Annotated in this window: 11 protein-coding genes; 7 read left to right on the top strand and 4 right to left on the bottom strand. The window is 65.7% G+C overall.

From position 1 onward, the window contains the following. Complete coding sequence (locus GW587_RS05025) at window positions 1–1,506, top strand: efflux transporter outer membrane subunit (protein WP_166099392.1); 1,506 nt, start codon at window positions 1–3, stop codon at window positions 1,504–1,506. 87 nt (window positions 1,507–1,593) lie between these two features. Here GW587_RS05025 and GW587_RS05020 read toward each other — a convergent pair whose 3' ends face one another. Beyond that, entirely contained in the window at window positions 1,594–1,932 is a 339-nt protein-coding gene (locus GW587_RS05020; RefSeq protein ID WP_166099389.1) for a hypothetical protein, read from the bottom strand. A gap of 160 nt (window positions 1,933–2,092) precedes the next feature. Here GW587_RS05020 and ligD point away from each other — a divergent pair, with 160 nt between their 5' ends. Further along, window positions 2,093–4,612, top strand: coding sequence for a DNA ligase D (gene ligD / locus GW587_RS05015; RefSeq protein ID WP_166099387.1), 2,520 nt, complete (start codon window positions 2,093–2,095; stop codon window positions 4,610–4,612). A 6-nt stretch (window positions 4,613–4,618) separates the two neighbouring features. Here the strand turns inward: ligD and ku are convergent, their stop codons facing one another. Together ku and GW587_RS05005 are read right to left on the bottom strand one after the other, a co-directional pair. Further along, complete coding sequence (gene ku / locus GW587_RS05010; RefSeq protein WP_166099384.1) at window positions 4,619–5,524, bottom strand: non-homologous end joining protein Ku; 906 nt, start codon at window positions 5,522–5,524, stop codon at window positions 4,619–4,621. A gap of 2 nt (window positions 5,525–5,526) precedes the next feature. Further along, window positions 5,527–6,510 carry an SDR family oxidoreductase gene (locus GW587_RS05005; RefSeq protein ID WP_166100436.1) on the bottom strand — a complete coding sequence of 328 codons (984 nt, stop codon included), beginning with the start codon at window positions 6,508–6,510 and terminating at the stop codon, window positions 5,527–5,529. 202 nt (window positions 6,511–6,712) lie between these two features. Here GW587_RS05005 and GW587_RS05000 point away from each other — a divergent pair, with 202 nt between their 5' ends. Continuing rightward, a complete protein-coding gene (locus GW587_RS05000; protein ID WP_166099382.1) occupies window positions 6,713–8,200 on the top strand; it encodes a GGDEF domain-containing response regulator in 1,488 nt (495 codons plus the stop codon). A 6-nt stretch (window positions 8,201–8,206) separates the two neighbouring features. Here GW587_RS05000 and GW587_RS04995 read toward each other — a convergent pair whose 3' ends face one another. Then, window positions 8,207–9,343, bottom strand: a complete 1,137-nt coding sequence (locus GW587_RS04995) for a thiolase family protein (RefSeq protein ID WP_166099379.1) — start codon at window positions 9,341–9,343, stop codon at window positions 8,207–8,209. A gap of 88 nt (window positions 9,344–9,431) precedes the next feature. Between GW587_RS04995 and GW587_RS04990 the strand changes: the two genes are divergently transcribed. The 4 genes from GW587_RS04990 to GW587_RS04975 all read left to right on the top strand — a co-directional run bounded on the left by GW587_RS04990 (window position 9,432) and on the right by GW587_RS04975 (window position 16,687). After that, window positions 9,432–9,992 carry a TetR/AcrR family transcriptional regulator gene (locus GW587_RS04990; protein ID WP_166099377.1) on the top strand — a complete coding sequence of 187 codons (561 nt, stop codon included), beginning with the start codon at window positions 9,432–9,434 and terminating at the stop codon, window positions 9,990–9,992. Window positions 9,993–10,097: 105 nt separating this feature from the next. Then, window positions 10,098–11,744: a SulP family inorganic anion transporter gene (locus GW587_RS04985; RefSeq protein WP_166099374.1), complete on the top strand. Its 1,647-nt coding sequence runs from the start codon at window positions 10,098–10,100 to the stop codon at window positions 11,742–11,744. Window positions 11,745–11,907: 163 nt separating this feature from the next. After that, window positions 11,908–14,445, top strand: a complete 2,538-nt coding sequence (locus GW587_RS04980; protein WP_371875546.1) for an ATP-binding protein — start codon at window positions 11,908–11,910, stop codon at window positions 14,443–14,445. Between the two features lie 58 nt (window positions 14,446–14,503). Further along, window positions 14,504–16,687: an EAL domain-containing response regulator gene (locus tag GW587_RS04975; RefSeq protein WP_166099369.1), complete on the top strand. Its 2,184-nt coding sequence runs from the start codon at window positions 14,504–14,506 to the stop codon at window positions 16,685–16,687. Window positions 16,688–16,706: the final 19 nt, after the last annotated feature.

Genomic DNA, 16,706 nt, shown 5'->3' with positions numbered 1-16,706 from the left:
ATGAATAAGCTGCAGATGATCGCAAAAGGTGTGGCGCCTGTACTGGCGGCCTTGCTGATGACCGCATGCGCCGCGCCGGAATTCAAGCAGCCGGTGGTGGAAGTGCCGACCGCGTTCAAGGAATCGCAACTGCCATCGGCCGAGGTGAAGACCGCCGCCGACGGCAGCACCTGGAAACAGGCGCAGGCCGCCGAAGCGCAGCCGCGCGGCGAGTGGTGGCTGGCTTTCAACGATCCAGCCCTGAATGAGCTGATCGCGGAAGCCACCAAGGCCAACGCCAACCTGGCCGTGGCGGCCGCCCGCGTCAAGCAGGCCCGCGCCATCGCCGGCATCGCCGAAGCCGACCGCATTCCGCAAGTCGGCGTCAACGTCGGCGCGGCGCGCCAGCAGCAGTCGAACGTGGCGCTCGGCCTGCCGGCCGGCGCTCCGGTCACCGCGCCGGGCAATGTGTTCCAGGCCAACCTGACGGCCAGCTACGAGGTCGATCTGTTCGGCCGCGTATCGTCCAACGTCAGCGCCGCCCGCAACGACGCCGCTTCGATCGAAGCGACCTATCGTTCGGTGCTGCTGTCGGTGCAAGCCGATGTGGCGCAGACTTACTTCCGTCTGCGCGCCACCGACGCCGAGCTGGATACGCTGAACCGCACGGTGCAGACCCGCGAAGAAAACGTCAAGGTCAACCAGCGTCGCTTCGACCTGGGCGACATCGGCGAATTCGACCTGGCCCGCGCCAAGACCGAACTGGCGACCACCCGCGCCGAAGCCATCGGCCTGCAGCGTCAACGCGTGACCACCGAGCATGCGCTGGCGGTCCTGCTGGGCAAACCGGCGGCCAGCTACACGGCCGGCGTCAGCCCGCTGCTGGATACGTCGCTGATGCCGGCGATTCCGGCGGGTCTGCCGTCGTCGCTGCTGGAACGCCGTCCCGACATCGCCGCCGCACAGCGCGCGATGGAAGCGTCGAACGCCCGCATCGGCGTCGCCAAGTCGGCGATGTTCCCGGCCTTGACCCTGAACGCCGCCGCCGGTGGCGCTTCCGGCAACACGGTGGCGGAAGTGTTCAAGTGGAGCAGCCGTTCGTGGGTGCTGGGTGCGTTGATGTCGATGCCGTTGATCGATGGTGGCCGCAACAAGGCCAACATCTCGCGCAGCGAAGCGGCGCTGGAAGAATCGGTCGGCACTTATCGTCAGAACGTGCTGGTGGCGTTCGCGGAAGTGGAAGACAATCTGGCGGGCCTGCGTATCCTGGCCGGCCAGACGGTGCAGATCGAAGATGCGCTGGTGTCGGCGCGCCGTTCGTCGGATCTGGCGCAGAAGCTGTACGATGCCGGCCGCTCCAGCTATCTGGATCTGCTGGACGCGCAGCGCAACCTGGCGGCGGTCGAGCGTAGCGCGGTGCAATTGCGCGGCAATCGCGCGGTGACCACGGTGGCGTTGATCCGCGCGCTGGGCGGCGGTTGGGATGGCGCGACAGCGTCGGGCCAGCCGGCGATCGCGCAGCGGTAATCCGCAAGGCAAATGAGAAAGGCGGATCCGAAAGGATCCGCCTTTTTTTTCGTCCCGGCGGGCCGTAGCCCGCCGCGGGCGTGAGGATTACTTGGTGACGACTGGTGCCGCGACGCCTTCTTCCTTGGCTGCCTTGTTATGGGCTTTGGCTTTGGTCTTGGCGGCCTTGGCGTGGGCATCGGCCTTGTCGGCTTTTTCGTCGGCTTTGGCGACGGCTACGTCTTTGTTGGCTTCAGCGGCGACTTTTTGGGTCTTGGCTTCGGCTTTGATCTCGGCTTTGGTTTCTTTAGCGTCGGCTTTGGCGACGGCTTTGGTTTCCTTGGCTTCGGCTTTGGCAGCGGCTGGAGTTGGCGCTGGAGCTGGAGTCTGTGCAAAAGCAGCGGTTGCGAACAGGCCGGCGATCAGGGTAGCGATAAGTTTGTTCATGGTGAAGATCCTCATTCAGTTTGATTTTAGGGCCCGGGACAATTCCCGTGTCACTGAGCAGAAAACGCGGCCCGGTTCGGATGCGTTGACAGGGCTTTACAATCGCTTACATGTTCGTCATCGCACGGTGTGCGCCGCTGGACCGGCATACGCTGGTGGAATGAACGATTCCCTCAAAACCTACAAGGCCAAGCGCAACTTCTCTATCACCCCGGAACCGGCCGAAGGCGGCGACCTGGGTGGCGAGGCGCTCAAGTTCGTCATCCAGAAGCATTGGGCCAGCCGGCTGCACTACGACTTTCGGCTGGAGCTGGACGGGGTGATGATGAGTTGGGCCGTGCCCAAAGGGCCGAGCTATGACACCCATGACAAGCGGATGGCGGTGCACGTCGAGGATCATCCGATCTCCTACAATGATTTCGAAGGGACGATTCCGGCCAAGCAGTACGGCGCGGGCAAGGTGATTATCTGGGACAAGGGCATCTGGCGGCCGCTGGACGATCCGCACAAGGGGCTGGCGGCGGGCAACCTCAAATTCGAGCTGACAGGGCACAAGATGCACGGCCGCTGGGTGCTGGTGCGCATGAAGGGGAAGGGCGAGAAGCAGGAGCCGTGGCTGCTGATTAAGGAGAAGGACGATCACGCCCGGCCGGCCGAGGAGTTCAGTGTGGTCGACGAGATGCCGGACAGCGTCAAGGCGCTGCCAATGCCCGGCGGGCCGCACGCCGCCGCCACGCCACGCGACGCCGCCAAGGGCGCCGCCGCGAAGGCCAAGCCGTCGCAGGCCGAAGCGCCCAAGGCGGCGCTGCCCGACAGCCTGTCGCCGCAGCTGGCGACGCTGGTCGATGCGCCGCCGCCATCGCCGGAGGAATGGCTGTTCGAAATCAAGTTCGACGGCTACCGCCTGCTGGCCCGCGTCGACGGCAAGGACATCCGCCTGCTCACCCGCAACGGCAACGACTGGACGCACAAGCTGCAACCGCTACGCGCCGCGTTGGAGAAGATGAAGCTCCCCACCGGCTGGTACGACGGCGAGATCGTGGTGCACAACGACGAAGGCCGCCCCGACTTCGGCCTGCTGCAAAACGCCTTCGATGAAGCCAATCCCGGCGACATCGTATACTTCCTGTTCGACATACCTTTCCACAACGGCCGCGACCTGCGCGACGTGCTTCTGGAAGAGCGCCGCGCCATCCTGCAAGACATCATGAACAAGCGCGCCACCGATACGGTCCGTTTCAGCGCGGCGCTGGACGCCACGCCGCAGGAGATGGTGGCCGCCGCCTGCCGCATGGGCCTCGAAGGCATCATAGGCAAGCGCCGCGACTCGCGCTACACCTCACGCCGTGGCGGCACCTGGATCAAGCTCAAATGCGGCCAGCGGCAGGAATTCGTCATCGGCGGCTATACCGATCCCCAGGGCTCGCGCAGCGGCTTCGGCTCGCTGCTGCTCGGCACCTACGACGCCGACGGCAAGCTGCAATACGCCGGCAACGTCGGCACCGGCTTCAACGCCGCCACGCTGGCCGACGTCAAAGCCAAAATGGACAAGCTGGCCACCGACAAAAATCCGTTCGCCCCCAGCCGCGAGATCGACAAGAAGGCGCACTGGCTCAAGCCCACGCTGGTGGCGGAAGTCAGTTTCGGCGAATGGACCCGTTCCGGCTCGATCCGCCACTCCGTATTCCAAGGGCTGCGCAAGGACAAGAAGGCCAGCGCCATCACGCGCGAACTGCCGGCCCACCTGACCGAGGAGAAAACCGTGGAACCCACCCTACAAGGAAAACTGCCGGCATCGCTCAAAGTCACCAATCCAGACCGCGTGATCGACAAGCAAAGCGGCGCCACCAAGATATCGCTGGTGCGCTACTACGCGCTGGTCGGCGACCTGATGCTGCCGCACCTGAAAGGGCGGCCGGTGTCGCTGGTGCGCGCGCCGGCCGGCGTCGGCGGCGAGCTGTTCTTCCAGAAGCACGCCGAGATCAACAAGCTGCCCGGCGTGAAGCAGCTCAAGCAAGCGCTCGATCCCGAGCACCCGCCGATGCTGGAGGTCTCGACCGAGCAGGGATTGCTGTCGGCGGCGCAGTGGAACGTGGTCGAACTGCACACGCAGAACGCCAACGCCACCAGCTACGAAAAACCGAACCGCATGATCTTCGACCTCGACCCCGGCAAGGGCGTCACCTGGGCGCAGGTGCAGGAGGCGGCGCAGCTGATGCACGCCTTCCTCGATCATCTCGGCCTGCCGGCCTTCCTCAAGACCAGCGGCGGCAAGGGCCTGCACGTGGTGGTGCCGATCAAGCCGGGCTACGGCTGGGATGACGTTAAGGCCTTTTCGCAGGCGATCGTCGCGCACATGGCGCAGAACATACCGGAACGCTTCGTGCTGAAGAGCGGCCCGAGTAACCGCATCGGCAAGATCTTCATCGATTACCTGCGCAACGGGCGCGGCTCGACCACCGCCTGCGCCTGGTCGGCGCGCGCGCGGCCCGGTATGGGAATCTCGGTGCCGGTGACGTGGGAGGAATTGGGCGAGCTGCGCGGCGGCGACCATTGGACCGTCGCCACCGTGCACACGCGGCTCGATGTCGGCAATACGCCGTGGGACGATTACGCCAAGGCCGCGAAAGGACTGGCGCCGGCGATGAAACTGCTGGGTTTCAAGCCGGGCGCCGACTAATTCATATCATGCCGCCTTGCGAGAGGCGGCGGGAGCCTTGCGCGCTGCCGGCTTGCGGGCGGCGGCGGGCTTGGCGGCGGTCGCCGTCTTGGCCTTGGTCGCGCTTTTGGCGGGACGCTTGCCCAGGCTGTCCTGCAGCAGCGCCACCAGATCGACCACGTTGGACGACTTCGGCGCCTTGGCTTCCGGCTCGGCCGCGGTGATGGTCTTGGTCTGGCCGGCCTTGATCTTCTTCTTCACCAGCGCCAGCACATCGTCCTTGTAGGTGTCGTGATACTGCTCCGGCTTCCATTCCTCGCTCATGCCCTCGACCAGCGACAGCGCCATCTGCAGCTCCTTGTCGCTGATGCCAGCCGCCTTCATGGTCGCCGGCGGCAGCTTCAGTTCCTCGGTATCGCGGATCTCCGCCGCATAGCGCAGCGTGTTGAGCACGATCTTGTCGTCGATGCAGACCAGCGCGCACAGATGCTGCTTGGTGCGCATCACCACCGTCGCGATGCCGATCTTGCCGGCCTTGCGCAGCGTCTCGCGCAGCAGCGCGTAGACTTTCGCGCCGCCCTTGGATGGCGCCAGATTGTAGGGATGCTCGTAATGGGTCAGCGGCACGTCGGCCGCGTCGACGAAGGCCTGGATGTCGATGGTCTGCGTCGCCTCCGGATTGGCGCGCTTCAGATCCTCGTCGCTCAGCACCACGTATTCGTTGTCCTCGTACTCGTAGCCTTTGACGATATCGTCCCAGGTCACTTCCTTGCCGGTCTTCTTGTTGTAGCGTTTATAGCCGACCGGCGAAAAGTCGCGCCGGTCCAGCATCGTCAGATCCAGCTCATGTTCCTGCACCGCCGAATACAACTCGACGGGAATGTGCACCAGCCCGAAGCTGATCGCACCCTTCCACAACGCGCGCGTGGCCATGGTTATTCTCCCACCGAACCGGTAACCGGCAACACCACGCCGCTGATGTAGCTGGAGCAGCAGGGCGCCGCCAAAAACACATAGGCCGGCGACAGCTCCTGCGGCTGCGCCGGACGCTTCATGTCGGTATCCGCGCCGAACGACGTGATCTTCTCGGGCGACTGGTCGGCGGGATTGAGCGGCGTCCACACCGGCCCCGGCGCCACCGCGTTGACGCGGATGCCCATCTCCAGCAGGTTGGCCGCCAGCGACATGGTGAACGCATGGATCGCGCCCTTGGTGGTCGAGTAGTCCAGCAGATGCTTGGAACCCTTCAGCCCCGTCACCGAACCGGTGTTGATGATCGACGCGCCGCGCTTCAGGTACGGCAGCACCGCCTTGGCCATGTGGAAGTAGCCGTAGACATTGGTCTTCATGGTCATGTCGAAGCGGTCCTCGGTCAGGTCGGTGAGCTTTTCCGCATGCTCCTGGAAGGCCGCGTTGTTGACCAGGATGTCGAGCCGGCCGAATCGCTCGTGCGCGCGCTCGGCGGCGTCGCGGCAGAACCCCATGTCGCGCACGTCGCCGCGCAACAGCAGACAGGCCTGGCCTTCGGCCTCCACATGGCGCTTGGTATCCTGCGCGTCGCGATCCTCGTCCAGATAAATGATGGCCACGTCCGCGCCTTCGCGCGCGAACAGCACCGCCACCGCGCGGCCGATGCCGGAGTCGCCGCCGGTGATGATCGCCGCCATGCCGGCCAGCTTGCCGCTGCCGCAATAGTCGGGCGCCATGAATTCCGGCTTGAGCCGCATCTCGGCCTCCACTCCCGGCTTGCTCAGATGCTGTGCGGGCAGCGGCGTGCCGGGATACTCGTGACGCGTGGTCTGTACCGGTTTGCTGCCGGGGATGTCGCCGGCGCGCCGGTCGGTGCGGTCCTGGCGCTGCTGAATGTCGCGCTGCTGGCTGGCGGTGCCGGGATCGGCCTTGTTCTCCGAATGAGCCATCATATCCTCCCATAATCTCGAAAGGACAGTATTGGCGCTGGCGGCGGTAAAGACGGTGCGCTTGCTCACATAGACGCCCAAACCACGCCGTAGAGCAAAAAAGTGATCTTTAGTGCAAAAAATATTGCTAATTATGAACTTTATGGCAAACTACCGGCAGAGACGATTTTAATGATAACCAGAAATGCGTAGGAGCAACATCATGGCGGATGAGCAAAGCCGGTCTGGCAGTGTCGGTGTCTATTTCAACCCGAGCGCCGAACGCCGCGCCCAGTTTCAATCGTACTGCGGAGAAATGTTCTCCCGGCTGATGTCGATCGACCATGTGGACGCCGCCGCCGCCGCGCTGGCCGCGCGGCCGGTCGATCTGTTGGTCATCGACCTCAACGGTTACGAGCAATTGGCCGAGCTGACCGGCGTGGGCGCCCTGATCCGCAGCCGCGCCGGCGCGCCGGTGCTGGTGCTGTGCGCCTACCAGCACAGCGCCTGGCTGCCGGACCTGATGGCCTACGGCTCCTTCGATTACCGCCTCAGCCCGCTCCTCAGCGACGAGTTGCAGCAGGCCGTCAAACGCGCGCTGCACGTGCCGGCCGATGCCGCCGCCGCGATGCAGCAGCAATTGCTCGACAAGGAAAAGGAGCTGCGCGACCTGCTGGGCGTGCAGCGCAGCCTGCAGCGCGCCTTGAGCGGCATCGACAACATCGACACCATGGCGTCGCAAATCTGCCTGGCGCTGTGCAACTTCCCCGGCGTGCGCCACACCGCGCTGCTGCACATGAAGGCGCGCGGCGACCTGCAACTGGTGGCGCAGGAGGCGCGCAACCACCTCGACCTGGCGCGGCTGCTGCAACGGCGCGACCGCCTGCTGCAATCGCCGTTGCGCGAAGTGTTCCCGCCGCTGATGGCGGTGGCGCGCGGCGACATGGTGCTGCTGGACGCGCCGGAAAAGTCGGGCGATCCCGAACTGGCCATGAGCCTGCACGACCGCGCCGTGCGCATGGTGCTGGCGCTGCCGCTGCGCGCCGAGCCGGGCGGCCCGGAAATGGGCGCCATCTGTCTGATGTTCGACCGCCACATCGCCTTTTCGCGCGAGCAGTTCGCCTGCTTTGCCAGCCTGGCGCAGTTTGTCAGCTTCGGCCTGGGCATGAGCGAGCTGAAACACCGCAACGACGCCTTGTCCAGCCAGTTGTCGCAGATGAGCACCGTGGATCCGGTGACCGGCGCCGCCAACCGCCGCGCCGGTGAGGACATGCTGGACAACGAAATCCGCCGCGCGCGCCGTTACGGCCTGCCGCTGGCGGTGCTGTCGTTCGATGTCGGCAGCTTCCGTTCGGCAAACGATTTATACGGTTCCAGCGTCGGCGACGCCGCGCTGCGCAAGATCGCCGAGACCGTCAAGGAGCGGCTGCGCACCTCGGACCTGCTGGCCCGCATGCGCGGCGAGGAGTTCCTGATCGTCGCCACCCACACCACCGCCGCCGACGCGGCGCGGCTGGCGGACAAGCTGTGCGGCGCGATCGCCAGTGCCGACCTGCCGGTCGGCGGGCCGGGCGGCGCCACCGTCAGCGTCAGCCTGGGCGTGGCCCAGGTCGGGCCGGAGGAGGGCGGCGCCGGAGTGCTCGACCGGCTCGACGCGGCGCTGCACCGCGCCAAGCGCGCGGGCCGCAACTGCATCGAAGTGGCCGAATAAGGCCGCCTAGATTTTCTCCAGGATGGTCGCGATCCCTTGACCGCCGCCGATACACTGCGCCGCCAGCGCATAGCGGCCGCCGGTGCGTTCCAGCAGGGCCGCGGCCTTGCCGGTGATACGCGCGCCGGTGGCGCCGAGCGGATGGCCGATCGCCATGCCGCCGCCATCGATGTTCAACGCCTCCGGACGTATCCCCAGCTCGCGCACGCAGGCCAGCGCCTGCGAGGCGAAGGCTTCGTTGATCTCCGCCACATCGATGTCGCTGGCCTGCAGGCCGGCGATTCTCAGCGCCTTTTGCGTGGCCGGAATCGGGCCGATGCCCATCAACGCCGGATCGACGCCGACCGCCGCCATCGCGACGATGCGCGCGCTCGGCTTCAGGCCGTGTTTGCGGGCGAATTCCTCGCTGGTCACCAGCACGGCGGAGGCGCCGTCGGTCAGCGGCGACGAGGTGCCGGCCGTGACCACGCCGTGTTCCGGATCGAACACCGGTTTCAACGCGGCCAGCGCTTCCAGCGTGGTGCCGGGGCGGATGCAGCCGTCTTCGGCGACGACTTCGCCGCCGGCGGTGGTGATCGGCACGATTTCATCCTTCAGCAGGCCGGCGGCGCGCGCGGCGGCGGCCTTCTGGTGCGATTGCAGCGCCAGCACTTCCTGGTCGGCGCGTGCGATCTCGTATTTGCGCGCCACGTTTTCGGCGGTGTCGCCCATGCTGATATAGGCGTCGGTCTCGGCCAGCAGCTGCGGATTCGGCGAGAAGTTGAAGCCGCCCTGCGGCACCATCGTCATCGACTCGACGCCGACGCACAGATAGGCTTCGCCCAGGCCGGCCTCGATCTGCGCGGCGGCGATGTGGATGGCCGACATCGACGAACCACAGAAGCGGTTGACGGTCATGCCGCTGACCTGGTGCGGGAAGCCGGCCAGCAACGACACGATGCGCGCCAGGTTGTTACCCTGCGACGCTTCCGGGTAGGCGCAGCCGAGGATCACGTCGTCGAGCAGCTTGGGATCGAGCCCGGTGCGCCGCATCAGGCCCTGCACGACTTGCGCGCCGAGATCGTCGGGACGGACCTCGGCCAGTTTGCCTTTACGGGAGAAATGGAAGGGTGAACGGGCGTAGGCGCTGATGACTGCTTTCATGGCGATTATTCCTTAAAGTATGATCGTAATGAATGATATATTACGCCCGTAATGTATAATGTCAATAGGATTCAAGAGGGAGACGGGGATGAAAGTCAGCAGGGAGCAAGTGGCGCTGAACCGCCAGCGCATCGTGGAAACGGCCGCGCGGCTGTTCCGTGAAAAGGGATACGACGGCATCGGCGTGGCCGATCTGATGAAGAGCGCCGGGCTGACGCACGGCGGTTTCTACGGCCATTTCGAGTCCAAGGAGGACTTGCTGGCCGAAGCGACGGCGCACGCGTTGAAGAAATCGGTGGAGCGCTGGGAAGGCTACGCGGCCAAGGGCGCGGACACGGCGTTGACCACCATCGGCAGCAGCTACCTGTCGCAAGAGCACCGCGACCATCCGGAGCTGGGCTGCTCGGTCACCTCGCTGGGCGCGGACATCTCGCGCCTGGGCCCGAAGGCGCGTCACGCGTTGACCGAAGGCGCCTGCGGCCAGATGGCGGTGCTGGAAAAACTGATGCCGGGCGAGGACGACGCTGACAAGCGCAAGCAGGCGCTGGCCAAATACGCCTCGATGGTCGGCGCCATCATGCTGGCCCGTGCCGTCGACGATGAAGCGCTGTCGCTGGAAATCCTGCAGGCGGTGCAGGATAAGCTGTGATCGTTATGCGAATTTCGCATATGTAAGAATAAAAAACGTCTAAGGGCTGGGCCGCCGCGAAGCTATCGCGTAGACTGGCGGTATTTTCCGTACCGTGGACGAACGATGCTGCATTGGTTGAAGCAATACCGGCGCGCCCAGCTGCTTGGCGATATCAGCGCCGGGCTGGTGGTGGCAATGATGATGATCCCTCAGGGCATGGCCTACGCGCTGGTGGCCGGCCTGCCGCCGGTGGTCGGGATCTACGCTTCCATCTTGCCGCCGATTATCTATGCGCTGTTCGGCAGCAGCATGACCCAGTCGGTCGGGCCGATGGCCATCGTCTCGCTGATGACGGCCGCCGTCATCGGTCCGCTGGCGCCGCCCGGCTCGGCGTTGGCCACCGTGCTGGCGGCCCAGCTGGCGCTGGTGTCGGGCGCGATGCTGCTGTTGTGCGGCGCGCTGCGCATGGGCTTCCTGGCCAATTTCTTTTCCCGTCCCGTGATGAGCGGCTTCACCGTCGGCTCGGCCATCGTCATCGCCTTCGACCAGCTGCACACGCTGCTCGGCGCCGACCTGCCGCACTTCCATCTGCCCAGCGCCGTGCTCGGCGTCGGCTCGCTGCTGCTGCTGGTGCTGGCCAAGCAGTATCTGGCCGGCCTGCTGAAGCGCTGCGGCCTGCCGCCGGTCGCCGCCGACATCGGCGCCAAGCTGGCGCCGATGCTGGTGGTGATCGGCGGCATCGTGCTGATGGCGGCCACCAATCTGCCGGAACTGGGCGTGCGCGCCACCGGCGCCGTGCCGGCCGGCCTGCCGCATCTGAACCTGGCGACGTCCAGCGCGCACTGGCGGCCGTTGCTGCAACCGGGCCTGCTGATCGGTTTCATCATCTTCCTGATGTCGATGTCGGCGGCACAGACGCTGGCGCTCAAACGCAACGAGAAGCTGGTCAGCAACCATGAGTTGATCGGCCTCGGCGCGGCCAACGTCGCCAGCGCGCTGTCCGGCGGTTTCCCGGTGACCGGCAGCCTGTCGCGCTCGGCCGTCAATTTCGCCGCCGGCGCCAACACGCCGCTGGCGAGCCTGATCACCGCCGCCTTGCTGGCCTGCGCGCTGCTGGCGCCGACCGGCTGGCTGGCGCTGCTGCCGCTGCCGACGCTGGCCGCGACCATCATCGTCGCCGTGCTCGGCATGCTGGAGCTGGGCATCCTGCGCACCGCCTGGCGCTACGACCGCGGCGACGCGCTGGCCTGGGGCGCGACCTGCCTCGGCGTGCTGGTACTGGGCGTCGAGGCCGGCGTTGTCATCGGCGTGGCGCTGTCGATGGGGACCCTGATTTGGCGCGCCAGCCGGCCGCACATCGCGGTGCTGGGCCGCATCGCCGGCAGCGAGCATTTCCGCAATATCGAGCGCTATCCGGCCGAAACCCAGCCCGAGTTGCTGGTGCTGCGCATCGACGCCAATCTGTTCTTCGGCAATATGGAGGCGGTGGTGGAGCGCATCGAATGCGAGCTGCGCACCCATCAAAGCGCGCGCCAGCTGGTGCTGGTCATGTCGGCGGTCAGTTCGATCGACACCACGGCGCTGATGGCGCTGTCCGAACTGAACCTGAGCCTGAAGCGGCGCGCCATCGGCCTGCACCTGGCCGAAGTCAAGGGGCCGGTGATGGACCGCCTGCGCCACAGCGAGCTGCTGCATCAGCTCAACGGCAAGCTGTTCCTGAGCACCGCCAACGCCTGCGATCATTTACACGCCGCATCCGTTGTTGCATGATTGTCTGTTGAATAATGGAATTAGTCCTTTTGAGCAATTAAATCCATGGACTTGTAGTCGTTTTGAACCTATGATTTGAGTCGCTGCACCATATATCAACCCCAAAGAATGGTTTCCGATGTTGGTCCGACTCGCCCGCCGTGCAGGAAGAGTATCTATAGCTGTGTTCGTCAGCGTCACGCTGACGGCGGTGGTGACGCTGGTGCTGACCACGTTCGCGCTGTATTTCTATCAGGTCGAACGGGCGCAGCGCTGGGAGCAGCTGCACAAGACGCTGGCCAACAGCGCCGACGAGCTGGCCGCCGCCGTGGCGCTGCCGGCCTGGAACTTCGACGAGACGCAGATCGTCACCATCATGAAAAGCGGCTTGAGCAACCGCGACCTGTACGCCAGCGCCGTCGAGCCGGTGGCCAGCAACCAGCCCTTCATCCTGACCCGCAACGAACAGGCGCAACTGGTGTCGGCCGCGCGCCTGCCCGACAATCCCGAGCTGCTGTCGGCGCGCCGCCCCATCGTCGCCGGCGGGCAGAATATCGGCAACATCACCGTCTACGCCTCGCCGGCGGTGCTGATCGAACAGCTGCGCCAGCGCTTGTACACCATCATCGGCATGATCTTCGTGCTGGATGTGACGCTGGTGTTGAGCTTGTACCTGCTGCTGTGGCAACTGATCCTCAAGCCGCTGACCACCATCGAACGCTATGCCGCCAACGTCAAGGCCGGCCAGAATCCCGGCGCCTTGCCGCCGCGCGACTGGTTCTTCGGCGAGCTGAAAACGCTGTACGCGTCGATCCGCGACATGGTGCGGCTGATGGACAGCCGCTACGTCGCCATGCACGAAAGCGAGGAGCGGCTGCAGATCGCCAGCGGCGCGGCTGCGATCGGCATCTGGGACTGGAACATGGTCACCGGCGAAATGGTGTGGGATGAGCTGATGCACCGCCTGTACGATATCGTCGGCAAGCCGCCGGCGGTGCCGCTGGAACTGTGGCGCTCCATGCTGCATCCGGACGACGCCATTCCGACCCAGGAGGCGCTGCGCCAGGCGCTCGAAGGCATCGGCGAATATGACGTCGAGTTCCGCATCATCTGGAAGGACGGCTCGGTCCACCATATCAAGGGCGACGCGATGATCTTCCGCGACGCCGACGGCAAGCCGTCGCGCATGGTCGGCGTCAATTACGAGATCACCGCCAGCAAAATGGCCGAGCAGGAGCTACGCCGCCACCGCATTCATCTGGAAGACCTGGTGGCCGAACGCACCAACGCGCTGTCGGTGGCGGTGCGCCAGGCGCAGGCGGCCAACCAGGCCAAAAGCGTGTTCCTGGCGAATATGAGCCACGAGCTGCGCACGCCGCTCAACTCCGTGATCGGCTTCTCGCGCCTGATGGCCGACTCCAAGAACATGCTGCCGGAGGAGAAGCGCAACCTGGCCATCATCCACCGCTCCGGCCAGCACCTGCTCACGCTGATCAACGATATTCTCGAATTGTCCAAGATCGAGGCCGGCCGCGCCGTGCTGCAGACCGAGGTGGTCAACCTCGACGACATGCTGCAGGAAGTGATGGACATGGTCAGCATGCGCGCCGGCCAGACCGGCGTCGAGCTGGAGCTGGACGGCGCCGGCTTGCCGGGCGGCGCCCGCGTCGACGGCACCAAGCTGCGCCAGGTGCTGCTCAACCTGATGTCGAACGCGGTCAAGTTCACCGGCCAGGGCAAGGTCACGCTGCGGGTGCGCGGCGCCATGCGGCGCGGGCCGGACGCCGGCACCTGCGAGCTGGCGTTCGCCGTGATCGACAACGGACCGGGGATCTCGATCGAGGACCAGGAGCGCATCTTCGAACCGTTCATCCAGGCCGAAGGGCCGGGCGCCAAGGACGGTACCGGGCTTGGCCTGACGATCTCGCGCGAGTTCGTGCAGCTGATGGGCGGCGCGCTGACGGTGCAGTCGGCGCCCGGCGCCGGCGCGACCTTCCAGTTCGCGGTGACGGTGCAGGTGGCCGACAGCGAGCAGGTGGACGGCGTGGACGAAGTGGCGGCGCTGGAGCCGCAGCAGCGCGGCCGCCGTATCCTGGTCGCCGACGACAACGCCGACGGCTGCGCGCTGCTGGAAAGCCTGCTCAAGCCGATGGGCTTCGAAGTCGCGCTGGTCGGCGACGGCGCGCAGGCGCTGGCGATGGTCGACGTGTGGCGGCCAGACCTGGTGTTCATGGACTGGCGCATGCCGGCGCTGGACGGCTTGAGCGCGACGCGCCAGATCCGCGCCAACCGCGACGGTCCGCAGCCGCGCATCGTGATGCTGACCGCGTCCGCCTTCGCCGAGGAACGGCAGGAGGCGTTGAGCGCCGGCGCCGACGATTTCATGCGCAAGCCGGTCGAGCAGGACAGCCTGTATCTGCTGCTGGAGCAGCAACTGGGGCTGCAGTTCGTGCGCCGCCATCACAGCCACGCCGCGCGGCCGCCGCTGCCGCCGCTGTCGCGCGCCGATCTGGCGCAGCTGGCCCCGGAACTGCGCGAAGCGTTGAAGACCGCGCTGCAGGAACTGAATCTGGCGCGCGTGGCGGCGCTCCTGGCGCCGTTGCCGGCGCAACTGGCCGGCGTGGTGGAACGGATCGAGCACATGATACAGCTGCACCAGTATCCGCAATTGTGTCTTTTGCTCGATCAGGCGGGGGAGCAACTGGCGGCGCGGCAGGGCTGACAGGTATATGATAGCGACAGCAACCAAGTAGCAGCAAACCAGGCGAGAGACTTTTTACATGCACCGCGATTTGTCGGACCAACATACCAAGGGCGAAGTGCTGATCGTGGAAGACACGCCGGCCTCGTTGAAACTGCTGAGCGACCTGCTGACCGAGGCAGGCTATTACGTGCGCCAGGCGCCCAACGGCGAGCTGGCCTTGTGGACCGCGCAATCGCGGCCGCCGGAGCTGATCCTGCTCGACATCCGCATGCCCGGCATCGACGGTTTCGAAGTGTGTCGCAGATTGAAAGCCTCGCCTGAACTGAGCCATGTGCCGGTGATCTTCCTGTCGGCGCAGCACGACACCGACGACAAGGTGCGCGGCTTCGCGCTGGGCGCGGTCGACTTCATCGCCAAGCCGTTCCAGACCGAGGAGATTTTGGCCCGCACCGACGCCCATGTGCGGCTGGGCCGCGCGCAAAAGGCGCTGGCGGCGGAGCGGGCCTCGCTGGAGGAGCGCGTCGCCGAGCGCACCGCCGAACTGGCGAAGGAGGTCGAACAGCGCCGCGCCAACGAAGAGTTCCTGCGCCTGGCCAGCCAGGTGTTCGAGGCGACCCAGGACGCCATCGTCGTCACCGACCGCGAGGCGCGCATCGTCGCCACCAATCCCGCCTTCACGCATATCTCCGGCTACACCGCGCAGGAAGTGGTGGGGCAGGGCGTCGGCATGCTGCACGCCGGCGCGCAGGACTCCGCCTCGTTCGAACAGATGGTGCAGTCGATCGTCAACACCGGCCACTGGTCGGGCGAGATCCTGGCCCGGCGCAAGAACGGCGACATCTATCCCGGCCTGCTCAGCGCCTCGGTGGTGCGCGACGCCGCCGGCCATGTGGTCAACCACGTGGCGGTGTTCATGGACATCACCGAGCGCAAGGCCGAGCAGCATCTGATCGACTTCCTCTCCAACCACGACGCGCTGACCGGCCTGCCGAACCGCATGCTGGCGCGCCAGCGTTTCGACCAGACGCTGGCCGCCGCGCGCCGCGAAGGCCGCTGTGTCGCCGTCATGTGCCTGGATCTGGACCGCTTCAAGAGCATCAACGACTCCTACGGCCACGAGATGGGCGACAAGGCCTTGCAGGTGGTGTCGAAGTTCCTGACCGAGACCGTGCGCGAAGGCGACACCGTGACGCGCCAGGGCGGCGACGAGTTCCAGATCATCGTCGCCGACGACGCGCAATTGGGCACCACGATGGCGCTGGCGCAGAAGATACTGGCCGGCCTGCGCAAGGAGCTGGTGATCGACGAGCAGCAGATCACCGTCACCTCCAGCATCGGCATCGCGGTCAGCCTGACCGACGGCGACAGCTTCGAGGAGCTGGTGCGCAACGGCGACACCGCGCTGTTCCGCGCCAAGGAGATCGGGCGCGACAACTACGCCTTCTTCACCGAACGCATGGACGCGGAGATCCGCGACAAGCTGGCGATCCAGGGCCAGCTGCGCGGCGCCATCGCGCGCGACGAATTCGAGGTCCACTACCAGCCGCAAATGTGCCTGAAGACCGGCGCGATGGTCGGCGCCGAGGCGCTGCTGCGCTGGGACAACGCAGTGCTGGGCAAGGTGCCGCCGAACCGTTTCATCCCGCTGGCCGAGGAATATGGCCTGGTCAATTCGATCGGCGAGTGGGTGCTGGAGAGCGTGGTGGCGCAGATGAAGGTGTGGCACGACCAGGGCCTGGGCGACATCAAGGTCGCGGTCAACCTGGCGGCCGGGCAGTTCGCCAACGACGCCACCGTGCCGTATGTCGAGAGCACGCTGCGCAAGTTCGGCGTGCCGGCCGAGTTCCTCGGCCTGGAAATCACCGAGGGCACGGTGATGGGCGATCCAAACAAGGCGGTGGCCGCGCTGCGCCGCCTGAAGGACATCGGCGTCAGCATCTCGCTGGACGACTTCGGCACCGGCTATTCGAGCCTGAGCTATCTGAAACGCTTCCCGATCGACGTGCTGAAGATCGATAAATCCTTCGTCGACGACGTCACCACCAACAGCGCCGACGCCGCGATCGCGCTGTCGGTGATCTCGCTGGCGCACAACCTGAACATGCGCGTCATCGCCGAGGGTGTCGAGACCCGCGAGCAAGTGCAGTTCCTGACCGAGCGCGGATGCGACGAAATGCAGGGCTATTATTTCAGCCGCCCGGTCAACGCCGATGCTTTCACCGCGCTGCTGCGCGAACGCCGTAATCTGTTGGACATGTAATCAACCCTACACCCTGGAG

This window comes from Duganella aceris (assembly GCF_011090165.1).
GTDB lineage: Bacteria > Pseudomonadota > Gammaproteobacteria > Burkholderiales > Burkholderiaceae_D > Rugamonas > Rugamonas aceris.
Note: the sequence above shows the minus strand (reverse complement) of the source record. Positions and strands in the feature narration are given on the sequence as shown.

Bases quoted from the DNA above. Each gene is read 5' to 3' on its own strand.
- GW587_RS05005 (WP_166100436.1), bottom strand. From the start codon at position 6,510: ATGGCTCATTCGGAGAACAAGGCCGATCCCGGCACCGCCAGCCAGCAG.
- GW587_RS04995 (WP_166099379.1), bottom strand. From the start codon at position 9,343: ATGAAAGCAGTCATCAGCGCCTACGCCCGTTCACCCTTCCATTTCTCC.
- ku (WP_166099384.1), bottom strand. From the start codon at position 5,524: ATGGCCACGCGCGCGTTGTGGAAGGGTGCGATCAGCTTCGGGCTGGTG.
- GW587_RS04990 (WP_166099377.1), top strand. From the start codon at position 9,432: ATGAAAGTCAGCAGGGAGCAAGTGGCGCTGAACCGCCAGCGCATCGTG.
- GW587_RS04985 (WP_166099374.1), top strand. From the start codon at position 10,098: ATGCTGCATTGGTTGAAGCAATACCGGCGCGCCCAGCTGCTTGGCGAT.
- GW587_RS04975 (WP_166099369.1), top strand. From the start codon at position 14,504: ATGCACCGCGATTTGTCGGACCAACATACCAAGGGCGAAGTGCTGATC.
- GW587_RS05020 (WP_166099389.1), bottom strand. From the start codon at position 1,932: ATGAACAAACTTATCGCTACCCTGATCGCCGGCCTGTTCGCAACCGCT.
- GW587_RS05025 (WP_166099392.1), top strand. From the start codon at position 1: ATGAATAAGCTGCAGATGATCGCAAAAGGTGTGGCGCCTGTACTGGCG.
- ligD (WP_166099387.1), top strand. From the start codon at position 2,093: ATGAACGATTCCCTCAAAACCTACAAGGCCAAGCGCAACTTCTCTATC.
- GW587_RS05000 (WP_166099382.1), top strand. From the start codon at position 6,713: ATGGCGGATGAGCAAAGCCGGTCTGGCAGTGTCGGTGTCTATTTCAAC.